This window comes from Bradyrhizobium guangxiense, assembly GCF_004114915.1.
GTDB classification, from domain to species: Bacteria; Pseudomonadota; Alphaproteobacteria; order Rhizobiales; family Xanthobacteraceae; genus Bradyrhizobium; species Bradyrhizobium guangxiense.
Genome location: NZ_CP022219.1, coordinates 5110880 through 5136907, shown reverse-complemented (window position 1 = coordinate 5136907; position 26028 = coordinate 5110880). Strand labels below are relative to the sequence as shown.

Annotated in this window: 19 protein-coding genes; 13 read left to right on the top strand and 6 right to left on the bottom strand. The window is 66.0% G+C overall.

What is annotated here, in order from left to right; genetic code table 11:
* Nucleotides 1-118 precede the first annotated feature (118 nt).
* The 9 genes from murB (at nucleotide 119) to ligA (ending at nucleotide 13137) form a co-directional block, all read left to right on the top strand.
* Nucleotides 119-1039, top strand: coding sequence for a UDP-N-acetylmuramate dehydrogenase (murB, locus tag X268_RS24540; RefSeq protein WP_128927310.1), 921 nt, complete (start codon nucleotides 119-121; stop codon nucleotides 1037-1039).
* Nucleotides 1040-1165: 126 nt separating this feature from the next.
* Nucleotides 1166-2152: a D-alanine--D-alanine ligase family protein gene (locus X268_RS24535; RefSeq protein WP_164938183.1), complete on the top strand. Its 987-nt coding sequence runs from the start codon at nucleotides 1166-1168 to the stop codon at nucleotides 2150-2152.
* 346 nt (nucleotides 2153-2498) lie between these two features.
* Nucleotides 2499-3527, top strand: a complete 1029-nt coding sequence (locus X268_RS24530; protein WP_128927308.1) for a cell division protein FtsQ/DivIB — start codon at nucleotides 2499-2501, stop codon at nucleotides 3525-3527.
* The gene (gene ftsA / locus X268_RS24525) at nucleotides 3524-4846 is read left to right on the top strand and encodes a cell division protein FtsA (protein WP_128927307.1); all 1323 of its coding nucleotides are present in this window, start codon (nucleotides 3524-3526) and stop codon (nucleotides 4844-4846) included. The genes X268_RS24530 and ftsA overlap by 4 nt, the downstream gene beginning before the upstream one ends.
* Nucleotides 4847-4933: 87 nt before the next feature.
* Complete coding sequence (gene ftsZ, locus X268_RS24520) at nucleotides 4934-6730, top strand: cell division protein FtsZ (RefSeq protein ID WP_128927306.1); 1797 nt, start codon at nucleotides 4934-4936, stop codon at nucleotides 6728-6730.
* A 363-nt stretch (nucleotides 6731-7093) separates the two neighbouring features.
* Complete coding sequence (gene lpxC / locus X268_RS24515; RefSeq protein ID WP_128929374.1) at nucleotides 7094-8056, top strand: UDP-3-O-acyl-N-acetylglucosamine deacetylase; 963 nt, start codon at nucleotides 7094-7096, stop codon at nucleotides 8054-8056.
* A 246-nt stretch (nucleotides 8057-8302) separates the two neighbouring features.
* On the top strand, nucleotides 8303-9193 hold the full coding sequence (locus X268_RS24510; protein ID WP_128927305.1) for an outer membrane protein assembly factor BamD: 891 nt from the start codon (nucleotides 8303-8305) through the stop codon (nucleotides 9191-9193).
* Between the two features lie 12 nt (nucleotides 9194-9205).
* Nucleotides 9206-10879 carry a DNA repair protein RecN gene (gene recN / locus X268_RS24505; RefSeq protein ID WP_128927304.1) on the top strand — a complete coding sequence of 558 codons (1674 nt, stop codon included), beginning with the start codon at nucleotides 9206-9208 and terminating at the stop codon, nucleotides 10877-10879.
* A 110-nt stretch (nucleotides 10880-10989) separates the two neighbouring features.
* Nucleotides 10990-13137 (top strand): NAD-dependent DNA ligase LigA, encoded by a 2148-nt coding sequence (gene ligA, locus X268_RS24500; RefSeq protein ID WP_164937910.1) that lies wholly within the window; start codon nucleotides 10990-10992, stop codon nucleotides 13135-13137.
* An 11-nt stretch (nucleotides 13138-13148) separates the two neighbouring features.
* On the opposite strand, the gene X268_RS24495 is transcribed toward ligA, so the two are convergent.
* Both X268_RS24495 and X268_RS24490 read right to left on the bottom strand, forming a co-directional pair.
* On the bottom strand, nucleotides 13149-14429 hold the full coding sequence (locus tag X268_RS24495; protein WP_128927302.1) for a multidrug effflux MFS transporter: 1281 nt from the start codon (nucleotides 14427-14429) through the stop codon (nucleotides 13149-13151).
* A 311-nt stretch (nucleotides 14430-14740) separates the two neighbouring features.
* Complete coding sequence (locus X268_RS24490; protein WP_128927301.1) at nucleotides 14741-16570, bottom strand: aminopeptidase P family protein; 1830 nt, start codon at nucleotides 16568-16570, stop codon at nucleotides 14741-14743.
* A gap of 186 nt (nucleotides 16571-16756) precedes the next feature.
* On the opposite strand from X268_RS24490, the gene X268_RS40090 reads away from it, so the two are divergent.
* The gene (locus tag X268_RS40090) at nucleotides 16757-16939 is read left to right on the top strand and encodes a hypothetical protein (RefSeq protein ID WP_128927300.1); all 183 of its coding nucleotides are present in this window, start codon (nucleotides 16757-16759) and stop codon (nucleotides 16937-16939) included.
* Between the two features lie 125 nt (nucleotides 16940-17064).
* On the opposite strand, the gene X268_RS24480 is transcribed toward X268_RS40090, so the two are convergent.
* Entirely contained in the window at nucleotides 17065-17952 is an 888-nt protein-coding gene (locus X268_RS24480; protein WP_128927299.1) for a 50S ribosomal protein L11 methyltransferase, read from the bottom strand.
* Nucleotides 17953-18115: 163 nt separating this feature from the next.
* Here X268_RS24480 and X268_RS24475 point away from each other — a divergent pair, with 163 nt between their 5' ends.
* Nucleotides 18116-18271 carry a Flp family type IVb pilin gene (locus X268_RS24475; RefSeq protein ID WP_128929373.1) on the top strand — a complete coding sequence of 52 codons (156 nt, stop codon included), beginning with the start codon at nucleotides 18116-18118 and terminating at the stop codon, nucleotides 18269-18271.
* A 288-nt stretch (nucleotides 18272-18559) separates the two neighbouring features.
* On the opposite strand, the gene X268_RS24470 is transcribed toward X268_RS24475, so the two are convergent.
* On the bottom strand, nucleotides 18560-20170 hold the full coding sequence (locus tag X268_RS24470; protein ID WP_164937908.1) for a phytoene desaturase family protein: 1611 nt from the start codon (nucleotides 20168-20170) through the stop codon (nucleotides 18560-18562).
* Nucleotides 20171-20388: 218 nt separating this feature from the next.
* Here X268_RS24470 and X268_RS24465 point away from each other — a divergent pair, with 218 nt between their 5' ends.
* Nucleotides 20389-22668, top strand: a complete 2280-nt coding sequence (locus X268_RS24465; protein ID WP_128927297.1) for a spermidine synthase — start codon at nucleotides 20389-20391, stop codon at nucleotides 22666-22668.
* Nucleotides 22669-22697: 29 nt separating this feature from the next.
* Here X268_RS24465 and X268_RS24460 read toward each other — a convergent pair whose 3' ends face one another.
* A complete protein-coding gene (locus X268_RS24460) occupies nucleotides 22698-23681 on the bottom strand; it encodes a glycerophosphodiester phosphodiesterase (RefSeq protein ID WP_164937907.1) in 984 nt (327 codons plus the stop codon).
* A gap of 131 nt (nucleotides 23682-23812) precedes the next feature.
* On the opposite strand from X268_RS24460, the gene X268_RS24455 reads away from it, so the two are divergent.
* Nucleotides 23813-25075, top strand: a complete 1263-nt coding sequence (locus X268_RS24455) for a hypothetical protein (RefSeq protein WP_128927295.1) — start codon at nucleotides 23813-23815, stop codon at nucleotides 25073-25075.
* A 2-nt stretch (nucleotides 25076-25077) separates the two neighbouring features.
* Here the strand turns inward: X268_RS24455 and X268_RS24450 are convergent, their stop codons facing one another.
* On the bottom strand, nucleotides 25078-25863 hold the full coding sequence (locus X268_RS24450; RefSeq protein WP_164937906.1) for a L,D-transpeptidase: 786 nt from the start codon (nucleotides 25861-25863) through the stop codon (nucleotides 25078-25080).
* Between the last annotated feature and the right edge of the window lie 165 nt (nucleotides 25864-26028).

Genomic DNA, 26028 nt, shown 5'->3' with positions numbered 1-26028 from the left:
TGGGCGAGAGGGGTAGCCACAAACTTCGATCTCGCTTGGGGTTACCCCCCTCCCTGCCCCTCCCCCACAAGGGGGGAGGGAACGGAAAGAGCGTGCTTCCCTCACTCGAGGAAGCCGCATGAGCTTCCCCGACATCACCCCCTCACTCAAAGCCGCGATGCCTGACCTTCGCGGCCGGCTGCTCGCGAACCAATCGCTCGCCGAGCTCACCTGGTTTCGCGTCGGCGGCCCGGCGCAGGTGCTGTTCACGCCGGCGGACGAGGACGATCTCGCTTATTTCCTCGCGCATCTCGCCGCCGACATCCCGGTCTATGTCGTCGGCGTCGGCTCCAACCTCATCGTGCGCGACGGCGGCATTGCGGGCGTGGTGATCCGTCTTGCGCCGCGCGCCTTCGGCGAGGCAAGCGCGAGCGGCGATGTCGTCACGGCAGGGGCTGCCGCACTCGACAAGCGCGTCGCGGAGGTTGCCGCGTCGGCCAATATCAGCGGGCTCGAATTCTACTTCGGCATTCCCGGCACCATCGGCGGCGCGCTGCGCATGAATGCGGGCGCCAATGGCGGCGAGACCAAGGACGTGCTGATCGAGGCAAGGGGCGTCGGACGCGACGGCACCAAGCACGTCCTCTCCAACGCCGACATGAAATTCGTCTACCGCAACAGCGGCGTCGATCCCTCCATCATTTTCACCTCGGCGCGCTTTCGCGGTGAGATCCGGGATGCCGAGGCGATCCGCGCGCGCATGGCGGAGGTGCAAAGCCATCGCGAGAGCGCGCAGCCGATCCGCGAGAAGACCGGCGGCTCGACCTTCAAGAATCCGCCCGGCCACTCCGCCTGGAAGCTGGTCGACGCAGCCGGCTGCCGCGGCTTGCGCGTCGGCGGCGCGCAGGTCTCCGAGATGCACTGCAATTTCCTGATCAACACCGGCGACGCCACCGCGCGCGACATCGAGACGCTGGGCGAGACCGTGCGCGAACGGGTGAAGGCAAATTCCGGAATTGAGCTACACTGGGAAATCAAGCGGATCGGGATTCCTATTTAACAGTCATTCCGGGGCGCGCGACGCGCGAACCCGGAATCCATCGGACGGCAGCGACGGTGGAGATTCCGGGCTCGCGACTTCGTCGCGCCCCGGAATGACGAACGAGAGAGATTGCGGACTATGACCATGCGCATCACCATCCTCTTCGGCGGCTCCAACCGGGAGCGTCTGGTTTCCGTCGCCTCGGCGCAGGCGCTGCATCAGGCGCTGCCCGAGGCTGATCTCTGGTGGTGGGACGTCGAGGACAAGGTGCACGCCGTGCAGTCCAAGCAACTGCTCGAGCATGCCCGTCCATTCGAGGACGAGTTCAAGCCCGGTACGCGGGGGATTCCGCTGGCGCAGGCGCTCGACCAGGCCAAGGCCGAGGGACGCGTGCTGGTGCTCGGCCTTCACGGCGGACGGGCCGAGAACGGCGAATTGCAGGTGATGTGCGAAGCGCGCGGCGTGCCCTTCACCGGATCGGGCTCGGCGTCCTCGCATCTTGCCTTCGACAAGATCGCGGCCAAGCGCTTTGCCGCACTCGGCGGCGTGACGCCGCCGGCCAACCTTGCGCTCGATGACATCGACGAGGCCTTCGCCGAATACGGAAGGCTGATCGCGAAGCCGGCGCGCGACGGCTCGAGCTACGGCCTGATCTTCGTCAACGCCAAGCAGGATCTCGTTGCCGTCCGCAACGCGGCGAAGCACGAAGAGTACGTCATCGAGCCCTACATTGCCGGCGTGGAGGCGACCTGCGGCGTGCTGGAGCGCACCGATGGTTCGATCATCGCGCTGCCGCCGATCGAGATCATTCCGGGCGAAGGCAATTTCGACTACGCCGCGAAATATCTCCTGAAGTCGACCCAGGAGATCTGCCCCGGCCGTTTCGCACCCGAGATCACCGCCGCACTGAAGACGCAGGCGATGCTGGCGCACCGCGCGATGTCCTGCACCGGCTATTCCCGGTCGGACTTCATCGTCTCGGCCAAGGGCCTCGTCTATCTCGAGACCAACACGCTGCCCGGGCTGACCAAGTCCTCGCTCTACCCCAAGGCGCTGAAGGCCGAGGGCATCCAATTCGTCGACTTCCTGCACGGCCTGATCGAGCTCGCCGGGCAGAGCGTGCGGAAATAATTAGGACTGGTTAACGGCCGGACTGGTGAAATGGGCCAGTTTGGCGCCCAAAACCGGTAAAATGCCGGACATCGCGGCATAAATGCCTCACACGGCGGGGCAAAATGCGCCGGACGTTAACGAATTTTACCTTTTGTTTACCAGGACGTCCGAAGGTTAACGCTGGCGGCGCATATGGCGCTTTGGCTGCCGGCGCGTGAGCTGTCGCGGGTGATGTCACCTCCAGCGAACGCTGTGAAGGGGAGAGGCTTCATCTGCTGAAGACCAGCACCCGGCCCGGCACCCGGACGTCATGTTCGCCAGGATCCGCGCGATGTCGCGGGCAAACTGTTGACGAGCTCGTGCAATGGATGGAGCAGGAAGCCTCACCCGGTCGTTTTTCAGATCGCTGAGGCCCCAAGCTGACCTGAAGGCGGCCGCTGTCGGAGCGGTCGTGCTTCTGCGCGAGTGGATACAGGACAAGCGCGCCGAGGCGCGTGCCGCCGCCAATGACAGGATCAAGTCCAAGGCGAGGGCCAAGGCCGTCGTCGAGCGCGAGCCGCCGCCGCGTGTGGTCGCGCTGGTCGAGCGCTATCTGCCGCGCCGGGTCGGGATCAGCATGACCGTGCTGCTGCTGATCGGAAGCTGCGGCTTCGGCATCGTCAAGGGCGGCCATCTCCAGGATTTCGTCACCGCGGTCAGCGACGCGCGCAACGCGCTGGCCAATTCCGCCGGGTTCCGCATCACCTCCGTCGTGATCAACGGCCGCAAGCAGCTGACCCAGGACGAGATCCTGGCGATCGGCGGCGTCAGCGGCCGTTCCTCGCTGCTGTTCCTCGATGCCGAAGCCGTGCGCGACAAGCTCAAGGCCAATCCCTGGATCGCCGATGCCACCGTGCTCAAGCTCTATCCGGGCCAGCTCATGATCGAGCTCACCGAGCGCAAGGCGTTCGCGCTGTGGCAGGAGGCCGGCCGGCTCTCCGTGATCGCCGACGACGGCGCCGTGCTCGAGCCCTACGTCTCGCGTCGCTTCCTGTCGTTGCCGCTCGTGGTCGGCAAGGGCGCCGAGACCCAGGCCCGCGATTTCCTCGCGCTGCTGGCGCGCTATCCGCAGGTCAATTCGGTGACGAAGGCCGCGGTCTTCGTCGGCGAGCGGCGCTGGAATCTGAGGCTCAAGGACGGCCTCGACATCCGCCTGCCCGAGCAGGACGTCGGCAACGCGCTTGCGATGCTGTCCAAGCTCGACAAGGAGGACAGGCTGTTCTCCCGCGACATCGTCGCCGTCGATATGCGCCTGCCCGATCGGCTGGTGGTGCAGCTGTCCGAGGACGCCGCCAAGGCGCGCGAGGATCTGTTCAAGGACAAGAAGAAAAAGAAGGCCGGGGATTCCGCATGACCGGTCTCGATCGCACCCAGACGCCGAAGACGCGCCCGATGCCGCACAAGCGCGGCGGCCTCGTCGCCTGCCTCGACATCGGCACCAGCAAGATCGCCTGCATGATCGCGCGGCTGAAGCCGTCGCCGCCGAGCGATGCGCTGCGCGGCCGCACCCATGCGGTGGAGTTGATCGGTTACAGCCAGATCCAGTCGCGCGGCATGAAGGCCGGCGCGGTGATCGATCTCGGCGAATGCGAGCAGGCGGTGCGCCAGGCCGTCGCGCTGGCGGAGAAGATGGCCAAGGTGCGGGTCGAGTCCGTGCTGCTCTCGGTCTCCGGCGGCCGGCTCTCCGGCCAGCTGGTCGAGGCCGCGGCCGACATCCGTGGCGGCGCCGTGACGCAGGCCGATGTCAGCCGCGTCACCTCCACCGGTATGCGTCACGCCACCGGCGAAGGCCGCACCGTGCTGCACGCGCTGCCGGTCGGCTACACCCTCGATGGCGTCAAGGGCATCCGCGACCCCCGCGGCATGGTTGCCCATCAATTCGGCGTCGACATGAACGTCGTCACCTGCGACGCCACCGTGGCGCGCAACCTGATGCTGGCGGTCGAACGCTGCCACATCAATGTCGAAGCCATGGCGGCCAGCCCTTACGTGGCCGGCCTGTCGGTGCTGACCGACGACGAGGCCGACCTGGGCGCTGCTGTCGTCGAGATGGGCGCCGGCACCACCACGATTGCCGTCTATTCAGGAGGCCGGTTCGTGCATGCGGCGGGTTTTGCGGTCGGCGGGCAACACATCACGATGGATCTTGCGCGCGGACTCTCCGCGACCATTGCCGATGCCGAGCGAATCAAGACGTTATACGGGACCGTCATCACCGGCGGATCGGACTCGCGTGAGCTGATGTCTGTGCCGACAGCCGGTGACGAGCAGGATCTGCCGCAGATCGTTTCCCGCGCCACCATCGCCAACATCGTCAAGCACCGTGCCGAGGAAGTCTTCGAAATGGTTCGGGACAAGCTGAAGGATTCGCCCTTCGCCTCGGAGCCCAACGGCCGCGTCGTGCTCTCCGGCGGCGCCTCGCAGCTCACCGGCCTCGTCGAGCTCGGCACCCAGATTCTCGGCCGGCCAGTGCGGGTCGGACGTCCGCTCGGCTTCGGCCGGCTGCCCAACGAGGCGAAGAACGCCGCGTTCGCGGTGCCGGCCGGACTCCTCGTCTACCCGCAATATGTTCACCTCGAACATGTCGAACCGCGGCATACGCGGCAGCAGGTCAAGACAGGGACCGGCGGTTATTTCGGAAAGGTCGGACGATGGCTACGCGAGGGCTTCTGATGATTCATTTCCGCAATTCCCTGATTTCACCAACTCCCGCGGCCGCCGGCCGGGGCGAACCCACGCGCGCGTGATCGAGAGGCAACCATGACCATCAGCATCAATGTTCCTGATATTCACGAACTGAAGCCCCGGATCACCGTGTTCGGCGTCGGCGGCGCCGGTGGCAACGCCGTCAACAACATGATCACGGCCGGCCTTCAGGGCGTCGACTTCGTGGTCGCCAACACCGACGCGCAGGCGCTGACGATGTCGAAGGCGCAGCGCATCGTGCAGATGGGCACTGCGGTCACGCAAGGGTTGGGCGCGGGTTCGCAGCCGAACGTCGGCGCCGCGGCGGCGGAAGAGGTGATCGACGAGCTGCGCGACCATCTCTCGGGCGCCAACATGGTGTTCGTCACCGCCGGCATGGGCGGCGGCACCGGCACCGGCGCAGCCCCCGTGATCGCCAAGACCGCGCGCGACATGGGCATCCTCCCCGTCGGCGTCGTGACCAAGCCGTTCCACTTCGAGGGCGGTCGCCGCATGCGCACCGCGGAAGCCGGCATCGCCGAGCTGCACAAGGTCGTGGATACGCTCCTGATCATCCCGAACCAGAACCTGTTCCGGGTCGCCAACGAGAAGACAACCTTCGCCGACGCCTTCGCGATGGCCGATCAGGTGCTCTATTCGGGCGTTGCCTGCATCACCGATCTGATGGTCAAGGAAGGCCTGATCAATCTCGACTTCGCCGACGTCCGCGCCGTCATGCGCGAGATGGGCAAGGCGATGATGGGCACCGGCGAGGCCTCCGGCGACAAGCGCGCGCTGACCGCCGCGGAAGCCGCGATCGCGAACCCGCTGATCGACGACAGCTCGATGAAGGGTGCCAAGGGCCTCCTCATCTCCATCACCGGCGGCAAGGACCTCACGCTGTTCGAGGTCGACGAGGCCGCGACCCGCATCCGCGAGGAAGTCGACCAGGATGCCAACATCATCGTCGGCGCGACCTTCGACGAAGCGCTCGACGGCCTGATCCGCGTCTCGGTCGTTGCCACCGGCATCGAACAGGCCGCAATCGCCCGCAACAGCCAGGCGACCTCCGCGCCCGTCGCCAATGCCGCGCCGCAGGTGCAGCAGGCTCCCGCCGCGCCGGCGGCCGCCGCCGAGAGCCGTCTCGCCGACCTCACCGCGCGCCTGCGCGCCGACAATCAGCGCCTGGCCGAACGCGCCCAGAAGCTGGAAGCCCAGGTCCCGGCCGCCGCGCCGGCGCCTGCTGCTCCGGTCGCGCCGCGCCCGAACGTCGAGCGCGCAGCGCTCGCCGCCATCGCCGCTGCCGTCGCTGAAGTCCCCCAGGCGCCCGCGCCGCAGACCTATGGCGACGTCACCGTGCGGCCAATCGCGCAGAAGCCGACCCTGTTCCCGGAGCCTGACATGGCCCCGGTCGCGATGCAGGAGCCGATGACGCCGGAAAACTTCATCCCGCCGCAGGCCGAGCGTCCGCCGGTCCGGGCGCCGCGCATGCCGCGGATCGAGGAGCTGCCGATGCCGGCCCAGGCCGAGATTCGCCAGGCCCGCGGCGAGGTCGAAGAGGAGGTCCCGCAGAAGCCCCGCCTATCGCTGCTGCAGCGCCTTGCCAATGTCGGCCTCGGCCGTCGTGACGAGGAAAGCGAGCCGCCGGTCGCGGCCCGCCCCGCTGGTCCCGCCATGCCGCCGCTGCCCGAGCGCCGGTCGCAGAAGACCGTGGCGCAGCAGATCGCATCGAACGAGCCGGTATCTGAGTACGCCCGCCGTCCCGCGCCGCAGGGATTGGACATGCATGGCCGTCCCGCGCCTGTTGCGCCGGCGCCACAGGGCGACGACCATCTTGATATCCCGGCCTTCCTGCGGCGGCAGGCAACCTGAGGATTGTTACAATAAGGCAGACGAAAACGGGTCCCGGTAACAAGCTTGCCGGGACCTTTCCTTTTGGTCCGTGCATGCCCGGATTGCGCAGCCAAACAACTGATTTTAAATCATTAATTACGTGTTTGGGTGTTCAGTAAAATCGCCGGTAGCGCTCCAAAACCTCTGCGCAATTTGGTTAAGCCTTGGCGCGAATACGGCGGGTTTGGGGTAACAATCGGTAAAAAAGCGTGAGTTGGCGCTGTTTGGGGCAGTGACTATGGTTCGCCGTGACTTGGGGATACGGAGATTCGCAACCGGCGGCACTGACCGGCCAGGTGGGTCTCGTATAAGTCGCAATGGGTCGTAGTGGGGCGGGTTCTGATGAAATTTAGCCGGCAAACAACGCTTCGTGCGCAAGCCTCCGTGGCAGGCGTAGGCGTTCATTCCGGTCTTCCCGTAACTCTCACCCTCGGGCCTGCGCCAGTCGATGCGGGTTTTATTTTTGTCCGTACCGGCCTCGAGGGAAGTGATCGCGAAGTTCAGGCAACGGCCGGGCAAGTGGTCGCGACAGATCTGGCGACGGTGCTGGGTGACAGTGAAGGACCGCTGGTCTCCACGGCCGAGCACGTCCTTGCCGCACTGCGGGGCATGGGTGTCGACAACGCCACCATCGAGATCGACGGTCCGGAAGTGCCGATCATGGACGGCAGCGCCGCGGCCTTCGTTGCGGCGATCGATCAGGCTGGGATTGTCACCCAACCGGCGCCGCGCCGCTTCATCCAGGTTTTGAAATCCGTCTCCGTCGCAATCGGTGACTCCTTCGGCGAGCTGCGGCCCTATGCCGACGGCTTCCGCGCCGAAGTCGAGATCGACTTTGCCAATCCTGTCATTGGCCGGCAGAGCTACGCGCTGGACCTCGTGCCGGAGCGGTTCCGTCGCGAGGTCGCTCGCGCCCGGACCTTCGGCTTGATGTGCGATCAAGCGCGGCTTTGGGCTGCGGGCTACGGCCGCGGAGCCTCCTTCGGCAACACCGTGGTGTTCGACGAGGAACGGCTGCTCAATCCCGAGGGCCTGCGCTACGCCGATGAGTGCGCCCGCCACAAGGTGCTGGACGTGATTGGCGACCTCACGCTGGCCGGCCTGCCGCTGCTTGGCGCCTACCGCTCCGTGCGTGGCGGCCACAAGCTCAACCATGCCGTCCTGACCGCGCTGCTCGCCGACCGTACCGCCTGGCGGGTGGTCGAGGGCGAGGCGGCCCGCCGCACCACGCGTCCCGTGGGCGAGGTCGGTCGCGGCATCGTCGGCGGCCGGGTCGCCGCGGCCTACGGGCCGGACGTGTCCTGACCAGAGCTGTTGCCGCGGGCCTTTGGCCGCGACTCACCCCGGGAAACTCCTGGTAACCATGATCGGCTAGGATTGCGGCAAGTTCGCCTTAATCCGGGCGAAATGCCTGCCTATCCGATTGGTTAAAGATCGCTTTTCGGATCCATCGGCGTGGTCGCATGGCAGGCACCACGATTACATTTCGCGCCCGTGACGGAGTTCATGGGCTGGCGGGCACCGCATCACAGGGCGTCAGGTCTTAAACTCATGTCGGCACAGCGTATGACGCGCGAATATTTCTCGGTCTCGCCACGAGCCCGTGGGCTGCTTCAGGCCGTCACCTTCATGCTGCTCGCGCTGCCGCTGGCCGGCTGCGGCACCGGCTCGCTCTGGGACAAGTTCACCGCCAAGGACGATACCTTCGTCGAGGAGCCCGCCGACAAGATCTACAATGAGGGCCTGTACCTCATGAACGAGAAGAAGGACATGAAGGCGGCGAACAAGAAGTTCGAAGAGGTCGACCGCCAGCATCCTTATTCCGAATGGGCCCGTAAATCGCTGCTGATGTCCGCCTACGCGTCCTATCAGGGCGGCGACTATGACGGCTGCATCGGCGCGGCCACCCGCTATGTCACGCTGCATCCCGGCAGCCCGGACGCGGCCTATGCGCAATATCTGATCGCCGCCTCTCATTACGACCAGATCCCGGACGTCAGCCGCGACCAGGCCCGCACCGAAAAGGCGATTGCCGCGCTGGAGGAGGTGGTTCGCAAATATCCGAACTCGGAATATGCCACCTCGGCCAAAGCCAAGATCGAGGGCGCGCGCGACCAGCTCGCCGGCAAGGAAATGAATACCGGCCGCTATTACGCGCAGAAGCGCGACTACACGGCGGCGATCAACCGCTACAAGACCGTCGTCACGCAGTACCAGACCACCCGCCATGTCGAGGAGGCTCTGTTCCGGCTCACCGAGGCCTATATGGCGATCGGCATCGTCGGGGAAGCGCAGACCGCGGCGGCTGTGCTTGGGCACAATTTTCCTGACAGCCGCTGGTACAAGGACGCCTATAATCTTGTAAAATCCGGCGGTCTCGAACCGAGCGAGAATCAAGGGTCTTGGATCAGCCGGACCTTCAAGAAGATGGGTCTCGGCTAGGAAATTTGGTTCATGCTGGCGCGTCTGTCGATCCGTGACATCGTCCTGATCGAACGGCTCGATATCGAATTCGCCACCGGGCTCGCGGTTTTGACCGGCGAGACCGGTGCGGGCAAATCCATCCTGCTCGATGCCTTCGCGCTGGCGCTCGGCGGCCGCGGCGATGCCGGCCTCGTGCGTCACGGCGCGGAGCAGGGGCAGGTGACGGCCGTGTTCGATGTCCCGAAGAATCACCCTGCGACGAAGATCCTGGCCGAGAACGGTCTCGACGACACCGGCGAGATGATTCTCCGACGCGTGCAGTTCGCCGATGGCCGCACCCGCGCCTTCATCAACGACCAGTCGATCAGCGTGCAGACGCTGAAGGCGGTCGGCGCCGCCCTGGTCGAGATCCACGGCCAGCACGACGAGCGTGCGCTGGTCGATGCCGCCACCCATCGCCGCCTGCTCGACGCCTTTGCCGGCCTGGAGAAGGACGTCGCCGCGGTCGAGATGCTCTGGGACGCCCGCCGGATCGCCAACACCGCGTTGGAGGAGCACCGCGCCGGCATGGAGCGCGCCGCGCGGGAGGCCGACTATCTGCGCCACGCCTCCGACGAGCTGAAGCAGCTCGCGCCCAAGGACGGCGAGGAGACCTCGCTCGCCCATCGCCGCACCACCATGATGCAGGGCGAGAAGATCGCCTCCGATCTGCGCGAGGCGCAGGAGGCGGTCGGCGGCAACCATTCGCCGGTCGCGGCGCTGTCGGCAGCGGTGCGCCGGCTGGAGCGCCGCGGCGTCAACTCGCCGGCGCTGGTCGAGCCGGCCGTGAAGGCGATCGACGCGGCGATCAACGCGCTGGAGGAGGCCGACCAGCATCTCCAGGCGGCGCTGGCCGCGACCGATTTCGATCCGGCCGAGCTCGAACGTATCGAGGAGCGCCTGTTCGCCTTGCGCGCCGCCTCGCGCAAATATTCGACGCCGGTCGACGGGCTCGCCGCGCTGGCCGCCAAATATGCCGCCGACGTCGTGCTGATCGATGCCGGCGCCTCGCAGCTGAAGAAGCTGGAGCAGGCCGCCATCGAGGCAGATGGCCGCTACGCCGCCGCTGCCAAGAAGCTGTCGCTGGCGCGGCAGAAATCGGCGGAGAAGCTCAACAAGGCCGTCAATGCCGAGCTCGCGCCGCTCAAGCTCGAGCGCGCAAAATTCATGACCCAGGTCGAGACCGACGAGGCCGCGCCGGGGCCGCAGGGCTTCGACCGCGTCGAGTTCTGGGTTCAGACCAATCCGGGCACCAAGCCGGGCCCGCTGATGAAGGTCGCCTCCGGCGGCGAGCTGTCGCGCTTCCTGCTGGCGCTGAAGGTCGTGCTGTCCGATCGCGGCTCGGCGCCGACGCTGGTGTTCGACGAGATCGACACCGGCGTGGGCGGCGCGGTCGCCGACGCCATCGGCGGCCGCCTGGCGCGCCTTGCCGGCAAGGTCCAGGTGATGGCCGTGACGCACGCCCCGCAGGTCGCCGCCCGCGCCGACCAGCATCTGCTCATCTCCAAGGACGCCCTCGACAAGGGCAAGCGCGTCGCCACCCGCGTCAATGCGCTGGCCGCCGACCACCGCCGCGAGGAGATCGCCCGCATGCTGGCCGGCGCCGAGATCACAGCAGAGGCGAGGGCGGCTGCGGAACGACTGCTCAAGGCGGCGACGGCCTAGGCCACCATGTCCCGGACGCGGTGTGGCATGCGGTGCCACACCAAATAGCTGGGGAACAATGAAGCCAGCCCGCCTTTACCGCTCCGCCCGCTCCGTCGTATCCAAGCATCATGGCAAGAGCAGCAAAATCGAAACCGCTTCGCGACGTCGCCGACCTCACCAAGGCGCAGGCCAAGGTCGAGCATATGCGGTTGTCGCTCGAGATCGAGGGACACAACGAGCGCTACTATCAGGAGGATGCGCCCACCATCACCGATGCCGAGTACGACGCGCTGCGTCAGCGCCTCAACGCGATCGAAAAGCGCTTTCCGGAGTTCGTCAGCGCGGAATCGCCCTCGCAGAAGGTCGGTGCGGCGCCGTCGGGGCGCTTCAGGAAGGTGCGGCACGCCGTCCCGATGCTGTCGCTCGACAATGCCTTTGCCGAAGAGGACGTGCGCGACTTCGTCGGCCGCATCGTGCGCTTCCTGAAGCTCGACGACGACAAGGTCGATTTCTCCGCCGAGCCGAAGATCGACGGCCTCTCGATGTCGCTGCGCTATGAGGGCGGCGAGCTCGTCACCGCTGCGACACGCGGCGACGGCGCGGTGGGCGAGGACGTCACCGCCAATATCCGCACCCTCGAAGACGTGCCGCAGAAGCTGAAGGGCCGCAACGTCCCCGACATCTGCGAAGTCCGCGGCGAGGTCTACATGACCAAGAAAGCGTTCCTCGCGCTCAATGAGCGGCAGAAGGCAGCCGGCGACACCGTCTTCGCCAATCCGCGCAACTCCGCCGCCGGCTCGCTGCGGCAGAAGGATCCGACCATCACCGCCTCGCGGCCGCTCGGCTTCTTCGCCTATGCCTGGGGCGAGATGAGCGCGATGCCGGAAGAGACGCAGAGCGGCATGATCCACTGGTTCGAGCGTTGCGGCTTCAAGACCAACCCGCTAACCAGGCTCTGTCATTCCGTCGAGGAGCTGCTCACCTTCCATCATTCCATCGAGGAGCAGCGCGCACGGCTCGACTACGACATCGACGGCGTCGTCTACAAGGTCGACCGCATCGCCTGGCAGGAGCGTCTCGGCTTCGTCTCGCGCACGCCGCGCTGGGGCATCGCGCACAAATTCCCGGCCGAGCGCGCCATGACGGTGCTGCGCGACATCGAGATCCAGGTCGGCCGTACCGGCTCCTTCACGCCGGTCGGCAAGCTCGAGCCCGTCGGCGTCGGCGGCGTGATCGTGCAGAACGTCACGCTGCACAATGAGGACTACATCAAGGGCATCGGCAACAAGGGCGAGGTGCTGCGCGAGGGCCGCGACATCAGGATCGGCGACACCGTCGTGATCCAGCGCGCAGGCGACGTCATCCCGCAAGTGGTCGACGTCGTCCTCGACAAGCGGCCGAAGACGGCCAGGGAATTCCATTTCCCGAAGAAATGCCCGTGCCCGCTGCACACCGACGTCGTGCGCGAGGAGACCGCGACCGGCGAAGAGGGCTCCCGCGCGCGCTGCACCGGCGAGTTCGCCTGCCCCTATCAGAAGATCGAGCACCTCAAGCTGTTCGTCTCGCGCCGCGCTTTCGACATCGACGGGCTCGGCGAGAAGCAGCTCCAGTATTTCTTCGACGAGGGATGGGTCAAGGAGCCCGCCGACATCTTCACGCTCGAGAAGCGCAATTCCAAGCTCAAGCTCGAGGAGATCGAGGGCTATGGCGCGACCTCGGTGCGCAATCTGTTCGGCGCCATCGAGAGTCGGCGCAAGATCGCCCTGGAGCGCTTTATCTATGCGCTCGGCATGCGCCATGTCGGCGAGACCACGGCGCTGGCGCTGGCACGCGGGTACGGCTCGTGGGACGCCTTCCACGATGCCTGCCTTAAGGTCGCCAAGGGTGACGAGGAGGCGATGGCCGACATGGATGCGCTCGACCAGATCGGCGACACCGTGATCAAGAGCATCGCCGATTATTTCGGCGAGAGCCACAATCGCGGCATCGTCGAGCGGCTGACGAAAGAGGTCGAGATCGTCGACGCCGAGAAGCCGAAGGGCAATTCGCCCGTCGCCGGCAAGACCGTGGTTTTCACGGGGTCCCTGGAGAAGATGACCCGCGACGAGGCCAAGGCCACGGCGGAGCGTCTAGGGGCCAAGGTGTCCGGCTCGGTGTCGAAGAAGACCGATCTCGTCGTCGCCGGCCCCGGCGCCGGCTCGAAGCTGGCGGAGGCCAACAAGCACGGCGTCAAGGTGCTGACGGAAGAGGAGTGGCTGAAGCTGATCGGGGAGTGACGGGTTCAACCTCACATCATCCCGCTCTCTTCCTCCTCCGCCTGCTCGATCAGCGTCTCGCTCACCACGAGTTCGCGGCGGGGGACGACGAAGATCATCATGCAGGCGCAGAGCAGCGAAATGGCGAGGACGGCCGCGGTCAGCGGCAGCGTCGTGGCCGAGTGGCCGCCGAGATAGGCGCCGAACTGGGACATCAGCGCGCCGATGCCCTGCTGGAGGAAGCCCATCGCGCCCGACGCAGTGCCGGCCGCCTCGGGGCGGATGCTGATGGCGCCGGCGGCGGAGTTCGCCATCACGAAGGCATTGCCGACCATCACGATCATCTGCGTGCCGAACAGCCAGGCGGGAGCTTCGTTCCAGCCGGTGAAGCTCCAGAGCAGGTTCAGCAGGCTGCCGCAGAGCTGCAAGCCCAGCCCGAACCAGATCAGCTTCTCCAGCGAGTGCCGCGGCGCGAAGCGCACGCAGAGCAGATTACCGACCAGATACGCAAATCCCGTCGTTGCGAACCAGGCGCCGTATTCGGCGCTGGTCCGGCCCATTTGCGTGACGACGATGTACGGGCCGCCGCCGGCGAAGGTGAAGATGATCTGCGAGGCCAGCACCTGGCACATCACGTAGCCGATGAAGGCGCGGCTCTTGATGAGAGTGCCGACGTCGTTGCGAAATCCGCCACTGCCGGCTGCGCGGGAGCGGCGCGTCTCCGGCAGCGCGATCGCGATGCCGACGGCAACGGCGATCGCGCCGATCGTGACGGCGTAGAAGATCGCGCGCCAGCCGAACGCGGTCTCGATCAGGCCGCCGGTGAGCGGCGAGACCATCTGGCCGATCATCAGGGCGGCGATCACGAGGCTGATCATGGAGGCGACGCGGTCGCGCTCGTAGATGTCGCGGATGATGGCGCGGCTCACCACCATGCCGGAGGCGCCGCCGAGCGCCTGGAAGAAGCGCGCGGCAATGAGCTGCGGCAGGTCTTGCGCGAAGATGCAGGCGATGCTGGCCGCGACCATCAGCGCGAGGCCGCCAAGCAGCACTGGGCGCCGCCCGAACCGGTCCGACAGCGGTCCCATGATCAGCTGCGACAGGGCGATGCCGACCATGTAGAGCGACACCGTCATCTGCGCGATCGAGATGTCGCGGCCGAACGTGGTTGCGAGCACGGGCAGTGCCGGAACCAGTATATAGAGCGAGATCGGCGCGATCCCGGTCATGACGACCAGCAGCAGCAACACCACGCGCGAGGTCGCGATGTTCTTCGTCGCCACATCCGGCGGCCTGCTGATCATGCCGTGCATCGTCGTCCGTCTCTCGAAGTCGAATCGACTGTAGCGTGCTCACGCAAGACGGATATCGGCGTTTCGGAATGCGGCTATTCGGATTCCGGGACGGTTATGATGAGAGACGATGGCGACCGATTGGGCGCGTCGCTCGTGCCGCATCACAGGTGTCGTTCCCCGCGAAGGCGGGGAATCCCGTATTCCAGAGACGGCAAGGATTGAACCGAGAGGCTGCGGCCTAGCGGATGCCCTGCCTTCGCGGGACATGACAGCTGTGACTGGGGAAGCAGCATTGCGCAAATCGCGTAGTGCCATGCGCAATGACGAAGTTAGGCCTTCAGCTCCGCCGTCGCCTGATCGAGCCAGGCCTTCGTCGCCTCGTCGAGAGCCGGCCGCACCTCGGCCCGGACGCGTGCGTGATAGGCATTGAGCCAGTCGAGCTCGTCGCGGCTCAGCATTGCGACATCGATCAGCCGGCGGTCGATCGGCGCGAGTGTCAGCGTCTCGAACGCGTTCATCGGCTTCTCGGCGCCCTTGATGTCGGCGGCGACGACCAGCTCGAGATTCTCGATGCGGATGCCGAAGCCGTCGGTCTTGTAGTAGCCGGGCTCGTTGGAGAGGATCATGCCGCGCTTCAGCGGCGTGGTGCCGAGCTTCGAAATCCGTGCCGGCCCTTCGTGCACCGACAGATAGCTGCCGACGCCGTGACCGGTGCCGTGCTCGAAATCGACGCCGGCGGCCCAGAGATATTGCCGCGCCAGCGTGTCGAGCTGCGCGCCCGTGGTGCCGTCGGGGAAAATTGCACGCGCGATCGCGATATGGCCGCGCAGCACGCGGGTGAAGCGGTCGCGCATCTCCTCCGTCGGCTCGCCCACGGCCATGGTCCGGGTGACGTCAGTGGTGCCGTCCTCGTACTGCGCGCCGGAATCGATCAGCAAGAGGTCGCCGGGCGCGATCCGCCGGTTGCTCTTGCGGGTGACGCGGTAGTGCACGATGGCACCGTTCGGACCGGTGCCGGAGATGGTGGGAAACGAGACGTCCTTCAACGCGCCGGTGTCGCGACGGAACGTCTCCAGCGCCTCGACAGCGTCGATCTCGGTGAGCTTGCCGCTTGCAGCCTCGCGGTCGATGAAGGCGAGGAAGCGCGCCAGCGCCACGGCGTCGCGCCGGTGCGCCGTCTGCGTCCCCTTGACCTCGGTTGCGTTCTTGACCGCTTTGAGCAGGGCAATCGGATCGCTGCCGCGCACCGGCTTGCCGCCGGCGCTTGCGATCAGACGGCTGAGCGCGTCGGCCGCGGTGGCGCTGTCGAGTGCGATCGACCCGCCGCCCTTGGCGAGGGCCATCAGGGTCGGCGCCATCGCATCGGGTTCGCGCACGTCGGCGGATTGCTCGAGATGATCGCGCGTGAGGTTGGAGAGCTTGCGGTGGTCGATGAAGATGGTCGGCCGTCCGTCCCTCGGCACCAGCGCGTAGGACAGCGGCAGCGGGGTATGGGCGACATCGGCGCCGCGGATGTTGAAGGTCCAGGCGACCGCGTGGCTGTCGGACAGCACCAGCGCGTCGACGCCGAGCTTGCCGATCTCGCTTCGGATCTGCGTCAGCTTCTCGGCCTCAGTGATGCCGGCATGCTGGAGTCCGTGCACGGCGACGGGGGCGAGCGGCGGCTGCGGGCGGTCCTGCCAGATCGCGTCGACAGGATTGCTGTCGACCGCGACGAGCTCGGCACCGGCCCTGGCGCATGCGGCGGACAGGCGTTCGGCTGCCGCAAAAGTGTGCAGCCACGGATCAAATCCAAGGCGGTCACCGGCCTTCAGATGCGCCGACACCCAGCTTTCCGGCGGCGGGTCGATCAGCGATTCCACCGCCCAGGCCTTGGCATCGACCTGCTTGGCGGCTTGAAGGGTGTAGCGGCCGTCGACGAACACCGCGGCTTCCTGGGCCAGCACCACCGCGAGGCCCGCCGAGCCTGTAAAGCCGGTCAGCCAGGCCAGCCGCTCTTCCGATGGGGGCACATATTCGTTCTGCTGCTGATCGGCGCGCGGCACGACGAAGCCGGTCAGCTTGCGGCGGGCGAGTTCTTCGCGCAGTGCGGCCAGCCGTGCCGTCAATGCGACGCCGGCCTCCGGCTCCTCGAATGTCTGGAAGTGTGCTTCGAACATGGTGGATCACTTTAGGATCATGGGGGCGAGTCCGCAATCTGGACGCATTTGCATCGCATCTGGCATGGACTGTGCTTGAAATAGTTCCACTTGAATTGAGTGGAGTAAGGACGCGGCAGTCGCGCTTCGTCCGGATAACAGGGAAATTCGAGCAAGTGGTTCATCTCAACGACGAGGGGACACACGATGCCAGCGTTCACGTTTGAGAAGATTTCGCCACCGGCACGCCGCGCCCCGGCGGCTACGGCAGTACCGAAGAAGCCGCGCAGCGTCATCAGTCAGATGATCGAACGGATTGCCGAGCGCCGCGCAAGGCGCGCCTTGCTTGACGAGCGCGCAGTGCGTCGGGACGACAGGCCGGTGGAGTAGCGGCATCGAGAATGCCGTTGGGAGAGTTAGCCGAAGGCGTGACCCACCGCCGTTCTATCCGCGCAGACAGAAGAGGTGGGTTACGCCAAGGGACTGCGCGTCGCGCAGCCCGGGGCCAACCCACTCTACGAAAGCTTCCTCAACAACAGACTGCTCCACCCCTCGATCCGCAGATGCTTCAACGGCACGAGGCCGCGCGCGCGGTAGGCGGCGATCACGGCGGGGGCCTGGTGCGTCAACAGCCCGGAGAGGATGACGCGTCCGCCAGGCGCAAGATGCCGCGCCATCGGACCCGCCAATTGCCGCAAGGGGTTGGCAAGGATGTTGGCCAGCACCAGGTCGAACCGGCCGGCCTGTGCAAAATCCGGCGCGGCAAAGCCGGTGGCGCGGATCACCCGCACATGATTGCCAACTTCATTGAGCGAGGCGTTCTCGGCGGCCACCCGCACCGAGGGCGGATCGATGTCGGAGGCGAGCACGGCGCGATGCAGCGCCTTCGCGGCGGCGATCGCCAGCACGCCGGTCCCGGTGCCGAGGTCAAGCAGGCTCCTCGGGCGGGAACTCTTCAGGACATGGTCAAGCAGGAGTAAACAGCCACGCGTCGTGCCGTGATGGCCGGTGCCGAAGGCGAGGGCCGCCTCGATCTCGATGGCGAGCTTGTTCGGCGCCACGCGGTCGCGGTCGTGGCTGCCGTGGACGACGAAGCGCCCAGCCGGGACCGGGACGAGATCTTCCAGACTGGCCTTGACCCAGTCCTTGGCCTCGACGGTGTCGAAGGTGAGCGTTGCGGCGATCTCATTTCCTGCTGAAGTTACAACGAGTTCGCGCAGCCAAGCCTGATCGGGCGCATCGGCGAAATGGAGCGTGACGTCCCACTGTCCGTCCGGCCGCTCGAAGGCGGCGACCGCCGCATCGCCTTCGAAAAACACCTCGGTGAGCAGGTCGACGACGCGCTTGGCGTCGGCCTCGCTGCCGATCGAAAAGCTGGCGCGATGGGTAGGAGAAGGCTGCATTCGGGTGTCCGTTCAATTCAATTTTGGGAACTTTTGTCGCCAATGTTCCGAACAACTTGCGGTTCCCGGGTTAACCCGACCGAAGGGTGTGCCCCGTACATTCTCGGATGTCGAATTAAGGCAACACAGCCTGGAATTGAAACGGAGGCGAGTCTTGAAGAGCATGATTCAGAAGTTCTGGTCGGATGAGTCCGGTGCAACTGCGATCGAGTACGGCCTGATTGCCGCGGGTATCGCTCTGGCGATCATCACCGTGGTGAACAGCCTGGGCTCGACCTTGAACGACAAGTTCAGTTCGATTAGCAGCTCCTTGAAGTAATTTCCGCCTCCATTTCCCAGCGGGGGCTATTTTCTTCCGAGGTTATTCCTGATCAACGCCCGCGAGGGGGTCCCCCCTGGCGGGCGAGGTCGTTTCTACCGCGTGTGTTCCTCCGGGATCTTCACAGCTTGTCCCGCCTGTCGGCCGGGACTTATCCACCCGCTTTTCCCGTGATTGTCCTGACGATTTCCACCGACTTTTCCCCGGTTCGCCCCCGACCATCTGACCGAGCCATCCGCGGGCGGACCACAGACCTTTCGACAGCCTGTCCACAAGCCATCCACAGGCCTATCCACGGCTTCCGAACAGCGACCGGTGATCCCTCAAGATCGCCTGCGCGGCGTTATGACCGGGAGCGCCGGTGACGCCGCCGCCGGGATGGGCGCCTGAGCCGCAATGGTAGAGGCCCTTCAACGGTCCGCGATAATCGGCATGGCCCAGCATCGGCCGTGCCGAGAACAGCTGGTTCAAGGTCAGCGCGCCGTGGAAGATGTCGCCGCCGAGCAGGCCGAACTGCCGTTCGAGATCGAGCGGTGACAGGACTTGGCGGCCCAGCACGCTCGCCGCAAAGCCGGGCGCGTATTTATCCACCGTCGCGATCATGAGATCGGCGACCTCTTCGCGATGGTCGTCCCACGACCTTCCATCGGGAAGCTCCGGCGCGACATGCTGGCAGAACAGGCTCGCAACATGCTTTCCCGCGGGCGCCAGCGTGTCGTCGAGTGTGGAGGGGATCAGCATCTCGACGACGGGCGCGCGGCTCCAGCCCTGCGCCCGCGCATCGAGATAGGCATGGTCCATGTAGGCAAGGCTCGGCGCCAGGATGATGCCGGAAGAAAGATGATCGCCCTCGCCCGGCAGCGCCGTGAAGGAGGGGAGACGGTCCAGCGCCACATTCATGCGGAAGGTGCCGGAACCGTTCTTCCAGTTCCGGATGCGCGCGAGGAAGCCCGCAGGCAGGGCATCGGCCGCGACCAGCCGCGTGTAGAGCAGCTTCGGATTGACATTGGCCGCGACATATTTGGCGCGGACGGTTGAGCCGTTCTCCAGCACGACGCCGACGGCGCGGTCGCGCTCGACGATGATCTCACGGACGCCCGCATCGGTATCGATCACGACGCCGCGCTCGCGTGCCGCGCGCGCCATCGCCTGCGTGATCGCGCCCATGCCGCCGATGGCGTGGCCCCAGACACCCTTCTTGCCGTTCACCTCGCCGAAGGCGTGATGCAGCATCACATAGGCCGAGCCGGCGGCGTAGGGGCTGGCATAGTTGCCGACTATGGCGTCGAAGCCGAACAGCGCCTTGACCAGATCATGCTCGAAGCGCTCGTCCAGCAACTCGCCGGCGGAGCGGGTGAAGAGATCGAGCAGGCTGCGGCTCTGTTCCAGCGTGAGGCCGCGCAGGATGTTGGCGGTCTTCCAGGCGTTGAGGCCTTCGCGGACGGCCGCTGCGCCAAAACCGTCGACGAGGTTCGGCGGCGCGCGGAGCACGAACTGCCGCAGCACGTCGGCGATGTCTTCCAGCTCGCGCGAAAACCCGTCGAGCGCGCCTGCGTCAGGCGCGCTGAGCCGCGCGACGGACTGCTTCGTCCGTCCCTCGCCGGTGAGGAGATAGCTGCCGTCCGGCGCCGGCAGGAAGTTCTGGGCGCGCCGTTCGACGATCCGCAGACCCTGTTCGGTGAGCTTGAGGTCGCGGGCCACCTGCGGATTGAGCAGGCTCACGGTGTAGGCCGCGACCGAATTGCGGAATCCCGGGTGAAACTCTTCCGTGACCGCGGCGCCGCCGACCACCTTGCGGCGTTCGACCACGCGCACCCGCAGGCCCGCCATCGCGAGATAGGCCGCGCAGGTGAGGCCGTTGTGGCCAGCGCCGATGATGACGACGTCGGTTTCGCTCATGAGAGTTTCAAGTTGTTCCACCGTCATTCCGGGATGGTCCGAAGGACCAGACCCGGAATCTCGAGATTCCGGGTTCGCCTCTCCGAGGCGCCCCGGAATGACATCTCTATATCAAGCATTCCCCGCCGCAACATCACGACACCCTTTATTGCCCGTTCAGGCGCCTTGTGCTCCATTGCGCGCGCCCGGCGCCCGCTGGGTCTTGAGCCGGAGCTTCCATGGATTCGATCGTGCAACCCGCGGCCACGGAGCAGCCGTCCGCCTCGCGCAACCGGCTGCTGCTGACGGTCTACACCGCGGCGATCTTCGTCAGCGCGCTGCTGCTGTTCTCGGTGCAGCCGTTGTTCACGAAGATGGTGCTGCCGCGGCTTTGCGGCTCGCCGGCGGTGTGGTCGGTGGCGATGGTGTTCTTCCAGTCGCTGCTGCTGGCGGGCTATGCCTATGCGCATCTGTTGATGCAGGCGAGGAGCCGGGTCGTGCCGGTCGCCGTGCATCTGGTGCTGCTGATCGCGGCCTTCGCGACGCTGCCGCTCGGCATCGCCTCGGCCTACGGCGAGCCGCCGGCTTCCGGGTACGCGTTCTGGCTGCTCGGCTTGTTCGTGGTCTCGATCGGTCTGCCGTTCTTCGCGCTCGCCGCCAATAATCCGCTGCTGCAGGCCTGGTTCGTTCGCACCGGCCATCCCGCTGCGCACGATCCCTATTTCCTCTACGCCTCCTCCAATGTCGGCAGCTTCCTTGCGCTGCTGTCCTATCCCTTCCTGCTGGAGCCGGTGTTCACGCTGCATACGCAGAACCGGCTCTGGACTGGCCTCTACGGGCTGTTGATCCTCCTGATCGCGGCCTGCGGCGTGTTGCTGTTGCGCTCGCCGACGCTGCCCGTGGTTGATGCGCAAACCGAGAACGTCAATGCACCGGCGCCAACTTTCCTGACACGGCTGCGCTGGATCTTCCTCGCCGCGGTGCCGTCTGGCCTGCTCATCGCCGTCACCGCGCACATCTCGACCGATGTCGCGGCGGCGCCGCTGCTCTGGGTGCTGCCGTTGTCGCTGTATCTGCTCACCTGGGTCGTGGTGTTCCAGTCGCGGCCGCTGCTGCCGCACAAATGGATGCTGATGCTGCAGCCGGTGGCGATCGCGGGCGTGGTCGTCCTGCTTGCCTTCGGCGGCGAGCAGAACCTGCTGCTGACGCTCGGCGGCCACCAGCTCTGCTTCTTCGTCATCGCCATGGCCTGCCACGGCGAACTGGCGCGGACGCGGCCGGCCGCCAAATATCTCACCGGCTTCTATGTCGCCCTGTCGTTCGGCGGCATGGTCGGCGGCCTCTTTGCCGGTCTCCTCGCGCCCTTCACGTTCTCGTGGATCGCCGAATATCCGATCCTGATCGCGCTTGCGGCATTGTGCCGGCCGCCTGCCAACGAGCGGCTCGCCGGCATCGTCAAGTGGTACTGGCTGGTGCTCGCCGCGCTCGCGGTTGCGCTGGTTGCGCCGTCCACCACCACGGGCGGCCTCTCGACCTGGTTCGAGGATCACCGCGTCTGGGTCGCTGGCAGCGTCGGCGTGTTCGCCGCGCTGCTCGCGCTGGCGCTCAATGCCGGACGCTGGAAGATCTTCGCCACCGTCGTGCTCGCGTTGGCATTGATCCGCGTCTATCCGGCGGACGAGGGCCGCGTCACGACGGTGCGCAGCTTCTTCGGCGTGCACAAGATCGTGGTGACGCCCGGTGGCTACTTCCACGTGCTGATGCACGGCACCACCATTCACGGCGCCGAGCGCTTCCGCAACAATGACGGCACGCCGGTGACTGGCCGGCCCGAGCCGATCACCTACTATCACAAGGACGGTGGCATCGGTCAGGCCATCAGCGCGATCCGCGAGCGTAAGGGGACGCCGCTCAAGGTCGCCGCAATCGGCGTCGGCTCCGGCACGCTCGCCTGCGCCGCCGCGTCCGGCGAGGACTGGAAATTCTTCGAGATCGACCAATCCATGGTGGATGCCGCGCGTGACCCCAGGAATTTCCGCTACATCTCGAGCTGCCTGCCGGACATGAAGCCCGTGATCGGCGATGCGCGCCTGACCTTCGCCAAGGAGCCCGACGGCGCCTACGATCTCATCATCGTCGACGCCTATTCCTCCGATGCGATCCCGATCCACCTCGCCACCGAAGAGGCGATGAAGATCTACAAGGACAAGCTCGCGCCGCACGGCGCCGTGGTGATGCATGTGTCCAACCGGCACCTCGATCTCGAGACCGTCGTGGTCGGCATCGCCGATGCCAACGATCTCAAGAGCTGGGTCTTCAACGAGGATTCGGGGCGAGATGCCGACTACATCTTCTCGACCGACGTCGTCATCTCCGCGCGGGAGGACGCCGACATCGGCAGGCTCGCCTCGTCCAAGTCATGGGAGCAGACCGAAGCCGACGACAGGGTGCGGGTCTGGACCGACGACTATTCTAACATCCTGGGCGCGCTGTACCGGCGCTTGCGGGATGGGGAGTGATGGTCCATCCGGGTCACGAGGACAAAGGCCTACGGCTCGACCGGCGTCCCCGCCGGCAGCGCAATGCTCCTCTCGCCGGCCACCTCGCGCAACAAATCCGGCCTGTCCGAGATGATGCCGTCGACGCCAAGCTCGATCATCCGCGCCATGTCGTCACGCTTGTTGACCGTCCAGACCACGACGCGCAACCCGAGCGCTTGGGCTTCGGTGATCAATGACGCCGTCACATCGCCGAAATAGGGCGACCAGATCGCGCCGCCCGCCGACTTGATCGTCCGCGGCAACGAACCGCTGTGATCGGCAGGATTGAAGCCGGCCGTCCACCTGGTCGCCTTGTCCAGAACCACCGTCTGGCCCGCGCCGCGCTGGAGCGTCAGATACACCGTCGCCATCTTCGGTGCCTGCTGCTGGACGAGCTGCAAGGTCCGCCAGTCGAAGGACTGGATCATGACCCGGTCGGAAAATTTTTCGGCCTCGATCAGTCCCAGCAGCTTCGTGACGAAGGCCTGCGGGTCGAGCGTTTCGTCCGGATGGTTCGGATCGATCTTGGTCTCGATGTTGAAGCGCACGCGCGTGTTGCCGGACTTGCGCACCAGCGCGAACAGCTCGCGCAGCGTTGGAATGTGCGTCCCCGGCACGGCCCGCTGGTCGGGAAATTGTTTCGCGTAAGCACTGTCGGGGCGGATCTGGCCGACATCATAGGTCCTGACCTCGTCCAGCCGCAGCTTGACCAAAGGCGTGCCGGGCGCAGCAATGTAAGCGCCGTCGGCGCCGCGCGCGAGATCGGGATTGAGTCCGCGCTCGTGCGATATGACGACCTCGCCGTCCGCGGTTACGCCGACGTCGAGCTCCAGCGTGTCCACGCCCATCGACAGCGCGTTGGCGAAGGCCGGCAGCGTGTTTTCCGGCAGCAGCGCGCGCCCGCCGCGATGCGCCTCGATATCAAAGGCCATGGCTTGTCCTGCAGTGAGAACCGAGAGCACGATCAGAATGGTCGCGGCACGTGACGGCATCAAGGTTCGCAGCCCAAATGAAAAGATGAGCTTAGGAAATCTCTGCACGTTTCGTCCAGTCCAGCGGTTGACGGCGGCCACGAAAGGCGGAAACTGAGCCTCAAAAAAGCAACGGTGCAGGAGCCACTCACATGCGGCTTGTCTTCATCGCGATGATGGCGGTTCTCATGGTCGGACAGGCGGCAGCCGAGGACGCGCTTTCGGGCGCAAGACTCCATGAGGATGTGGCGCGCTATGCCTCCTTCGGTCTGCATCGCTTCGGCTCTGCGGGCGATCGCGCGACCGCCGACTGGATTGCCGGCGAGCTTTCCGCCGCGGGCTTTGCGATCAGCTTCCAGCCCGTCGTATTAGGCCGCCAATATGTCGTCGAGCAGGCCAGCGCCGAAGCCGGCGGCAGGACCATCGAGGCAACGCCGTTCTGGTGGCCGCCGGAGGACAGGGCGAGCTTCCAGCTCAGCGCGCCGCTTGCGCGGGACGGGGATGTCGCCGGCAAGATCCTCTGGGTGGAATTGCCGTTCGACCGGGGTGCCTATCTGGGGCCGGCCCATCGTGCGGCCATCGCCGCAGCGGCGGCGAAGAAGCCGGCTGCGATCCTGCTGATGATCGGCAATCCCGCCGATGATCGCTTCGCCTACAATGTCACGCAGGAGGATGCGCCCTGGCCGGTGCCGGTGATCGTGGTCGGCGGCAGTTCGCGAGCGACATTCGAGCGCGCGCTCGCCTCGGGCGCACCCGTCAGCTTCGACGTCAAGGGCCACTACGAACGCGATGTTGCCGGCCGCAACGTCGTCGCCGAGACCGGCGCCGGCCGGGGCCCGACCATCGTCGTCTCGACGCCGATGACCGGCTGGTACTCCTGCGTCTGCGAGCGCGGCCCCGGCATCGCCAACTTCCTTGCGCTCGCGCGCACAATCGCCGCCGAGAAATGGCCGGCGCATTTCGTCTTCATCGCCACCGCCGGTCACGAGATCGGTCATGGCGGCATGGAGCTGTTCCTGAAGCACGGTGCGCCCGCGCCTAAGGACACGTTGGCGTGGATTCATTTCGGTTCGTCGAACGCTTGCTATGGCTTTGCGGAGGGCGCCCGCACCGATCGGCCCGAGCAGGAACGCTATCTCGTGCTCAGCAAGTCCGCGGTCGCGTTGACCGACGAGGCCTTCGCTGGGGTCGAGGCAAGGCGCCTGGTGACGGAGAAGCAGGCGGTCGGCGAGCTCCGCGACGTGCACGCGGCGGGCTATGCCAATTTCCTCGGCATGGCCGGCCGCCACCGCACGTTCCACACGCCGTCGGACGATCTCGGCGCGACCGGACCCGAGATCCTCGCGCCGGTCGCGCGCGCCTTCGTCGATGCGGCGCGAAAGATCGTGGAACGCGGCGACGCCGCGTTCAGATGATGTCAGTTCTGATAGTAGTAGCCGCGCGGCTGATAAAGCTGCCGGGGCTGCGGCTGATAATAGTAGCCCTGCTGGCCGTAGCCCTGATTGTAATATTGCTGCGGCTGCTGCTGATAGACCTGCGCATCATAGAGCGGACGGCTGGCCGAGCGTGGCGCCGGGTAGCGCGCGCCTGTATCGCTGCCGTCGGCGGGATAGATGTAATTGTCGTCCTGCGGCATGTAGCGGCGTGCGGGCTGCGGCGGCGGCGCGAGATTCACGGGATCGCCCGTGTTGGCGTACTGCTCTTCGGTTGGCTGCTGCGGGGCGCGGGCCACTGCGGTGTTGGTGCGACCGCGCGGATTGCGCGCCAGCGCCACCTGCGCCGAGCCGGTCAGCGTCACCGTGGTGTTGAGCACGCCCTGCTGCTGCACCAGCGCATAGAGCGTCGATGCGTTCTGGCGCGACAGCCGCACGCAGCCGTGTGACGCCGGGGAGCCGAGCCGGCCGACTGAGTCGGTGCCGTGGATGGCGTGGCCGACCTTGGTGAAGAAGATCGCGTGCGGCATCGGCGCGTCGTCGAATTCCTTGGAGAAGTGATCCTCCTCCATGCGGAAGGCGCGGAACGCGCCGTTCGGGGTCTCGCGCGACGGAATGCCGGTCGACACCGGCCAGTGATAGCGCGCGACGCCGTCGACCGCGACGGTCATCTGCTGATTGTCCTTGTCGACGGTGATCTCGACCTTGGCCTGCGCGGTGCCCGCGCCCAAAAGCATCAGGGACGTGAAAGCAATGAAAAATGAACGCATCTGGAAACGCATTTGAAGTCCTGGCCTCCGGCCTGTTCACGCTAGGCGCCGCGGCTCTCCGTCCCCGGCGTGCAATATGTCTGCAATCCGGCTTTCGTTCCAGCGGCCTGACTGGGCATCGTTAACGCGATGCGGGGCGTAAGCAAGGCCGCTTTGTACCGCGCT

What these genes read in the sequence shown, in the direction of transcription:
- X268_RS24535 (WP_164938183.1), top strand. Translation starts at nt 1,166, where the DNA reads ATGCGCATCACCATCCTCTTCGGCGGCTCCAACCGGGAGCGTCTGGTT.
- X268_RS24495 (WP_128927302.1), bottom strand. Translation starts at nt 14,429, where the DNA reads ATGCACGGCATGATCAGCAGGCCGCCGGATGTGGCGACGAAGAACATC.
- X268_RS24455 (WP_128927295.1), top strand. Translation starts at nt 23,813, where the DNA reads ATGCGGCTTGTCTTCATCGCGATGATGGCGGTTCTCATGGTCGGACAG.
- X268_RS40090 (WP_128927300.1), top strand. Translation starts at nt 16,757, where the DNA reads ATGCCAGCGTTCACGTTTGAGAAGATTTCGCCACCGGCACGCCGCGCC.
- X268_RS24450 (WP_164937906.1), bottom strand. Translation starts at nt 25,863, where the DNA reads ATGCGTTCATTTTTCATTGCTTTCACGTCCCTGATGCTTTTGGGCGCG.
- X268_RS24490 (WP_128927301.1), bottom strand. Translation starts at nt 16,570, where the DNA reads ATGTTCGAAGCACACTTCCAGACATTCGAGGAGCCGGAGGCCGGCGTC.
- X268_RS24460 (WP_164937907.1), bottom strand. Translation starts at nt 23,681, where the DNA reads ATGCCGTCACGTGCCGCGACCATTCTGATCGTGCTCTCGGTTCTCACT.
- ftsZ (WP_128927306.1), top strand. Translation starts at nt 4,934, where the DNA reads ATGACCATCAGCATCAATGTTCCTGATATTCACGAACTGAAGCCCCGG.
- X268_RS24510 (WP_128927305.1), top strand. Translation starts at nt 8,303, where the DNA reads ATGTCGGCACAGCGTATGACGCGCGAATATTTCTCGGTCTCGCCACGA.
- ftsA (WP_128927307.1), top strand. Translation starts at nt 3,524, where the DNA reads ATGACCGGTCTCGATCGCACCCAGACGCCGAAGACGCGCCCGATGCCG.
- lpxC (WP_128929374.1), top strand. Translation starts at nt 7,094, where the DNA reads ATGAAATTTAGCCGGCAAACAACGCTTCGTGCGCAAGCCTCCGTGGCA.
- X268_RS24480 (WP_128927299.1), bottom strand. Translation starts at nt 17,952, where the DNA reads ATGCAGCCTTCTCCTACCCATCGCGCCAGCTTTTCGATCGGCAGCGAG.
- recN (WP_128927304.1), top strand. Translation starts at nt 9,206, where the DNA reads ATGCTGGCGCGTCTGTCGATCCGTGACATCGTCCTGATCGAACGGCTC.
- X268_RS24465 (WP_128927297.1), top strand. Translation starts at nt 20,389, where the DNA reads ATGGATTCGATCGTGCAACCCGCGGCCACGGAGCAGCCGTCCGCCTCG.
- X268_RS24475 (WP_128929373.1), top strand. Translation starts at nt 18,116, where the DNA reads ATGATTCAGAAGTTCTGGTCGGATGAGTCCGGTGCAACTGCGATCGAG.
- X268_RS24470 (WP_164937908.1), bottom strand. Translation starts at nt 20,170, where the DNA reads ATGAGCGAAACCGACGTCGTCATCATCGGCGCTGGCCACAACGGCCTC.
- ligA (WP_164937910.1), top strand. Translation starts at nt 10,990, where the DNA reads ATGGCAAGAGCAGCAAAATCGAAACCGCTTCGCGACGTCGCCGACCTC.
- murB (WP_128927310.1), top strand. Translation starts at nt 119, where the DNA reads ATGAGCTTCCCCGACATCACCCCCTCACTCAAAGCCGCGATGCCTGAC.
- X268_RS24530 (WP_128927308.1), top strand. Translation starts at nt 2,499, where the DNA reads ATGGATGGAGCAGGAAGCCTCACCCGGTCGTTTTTCAGATCGCTGAGG.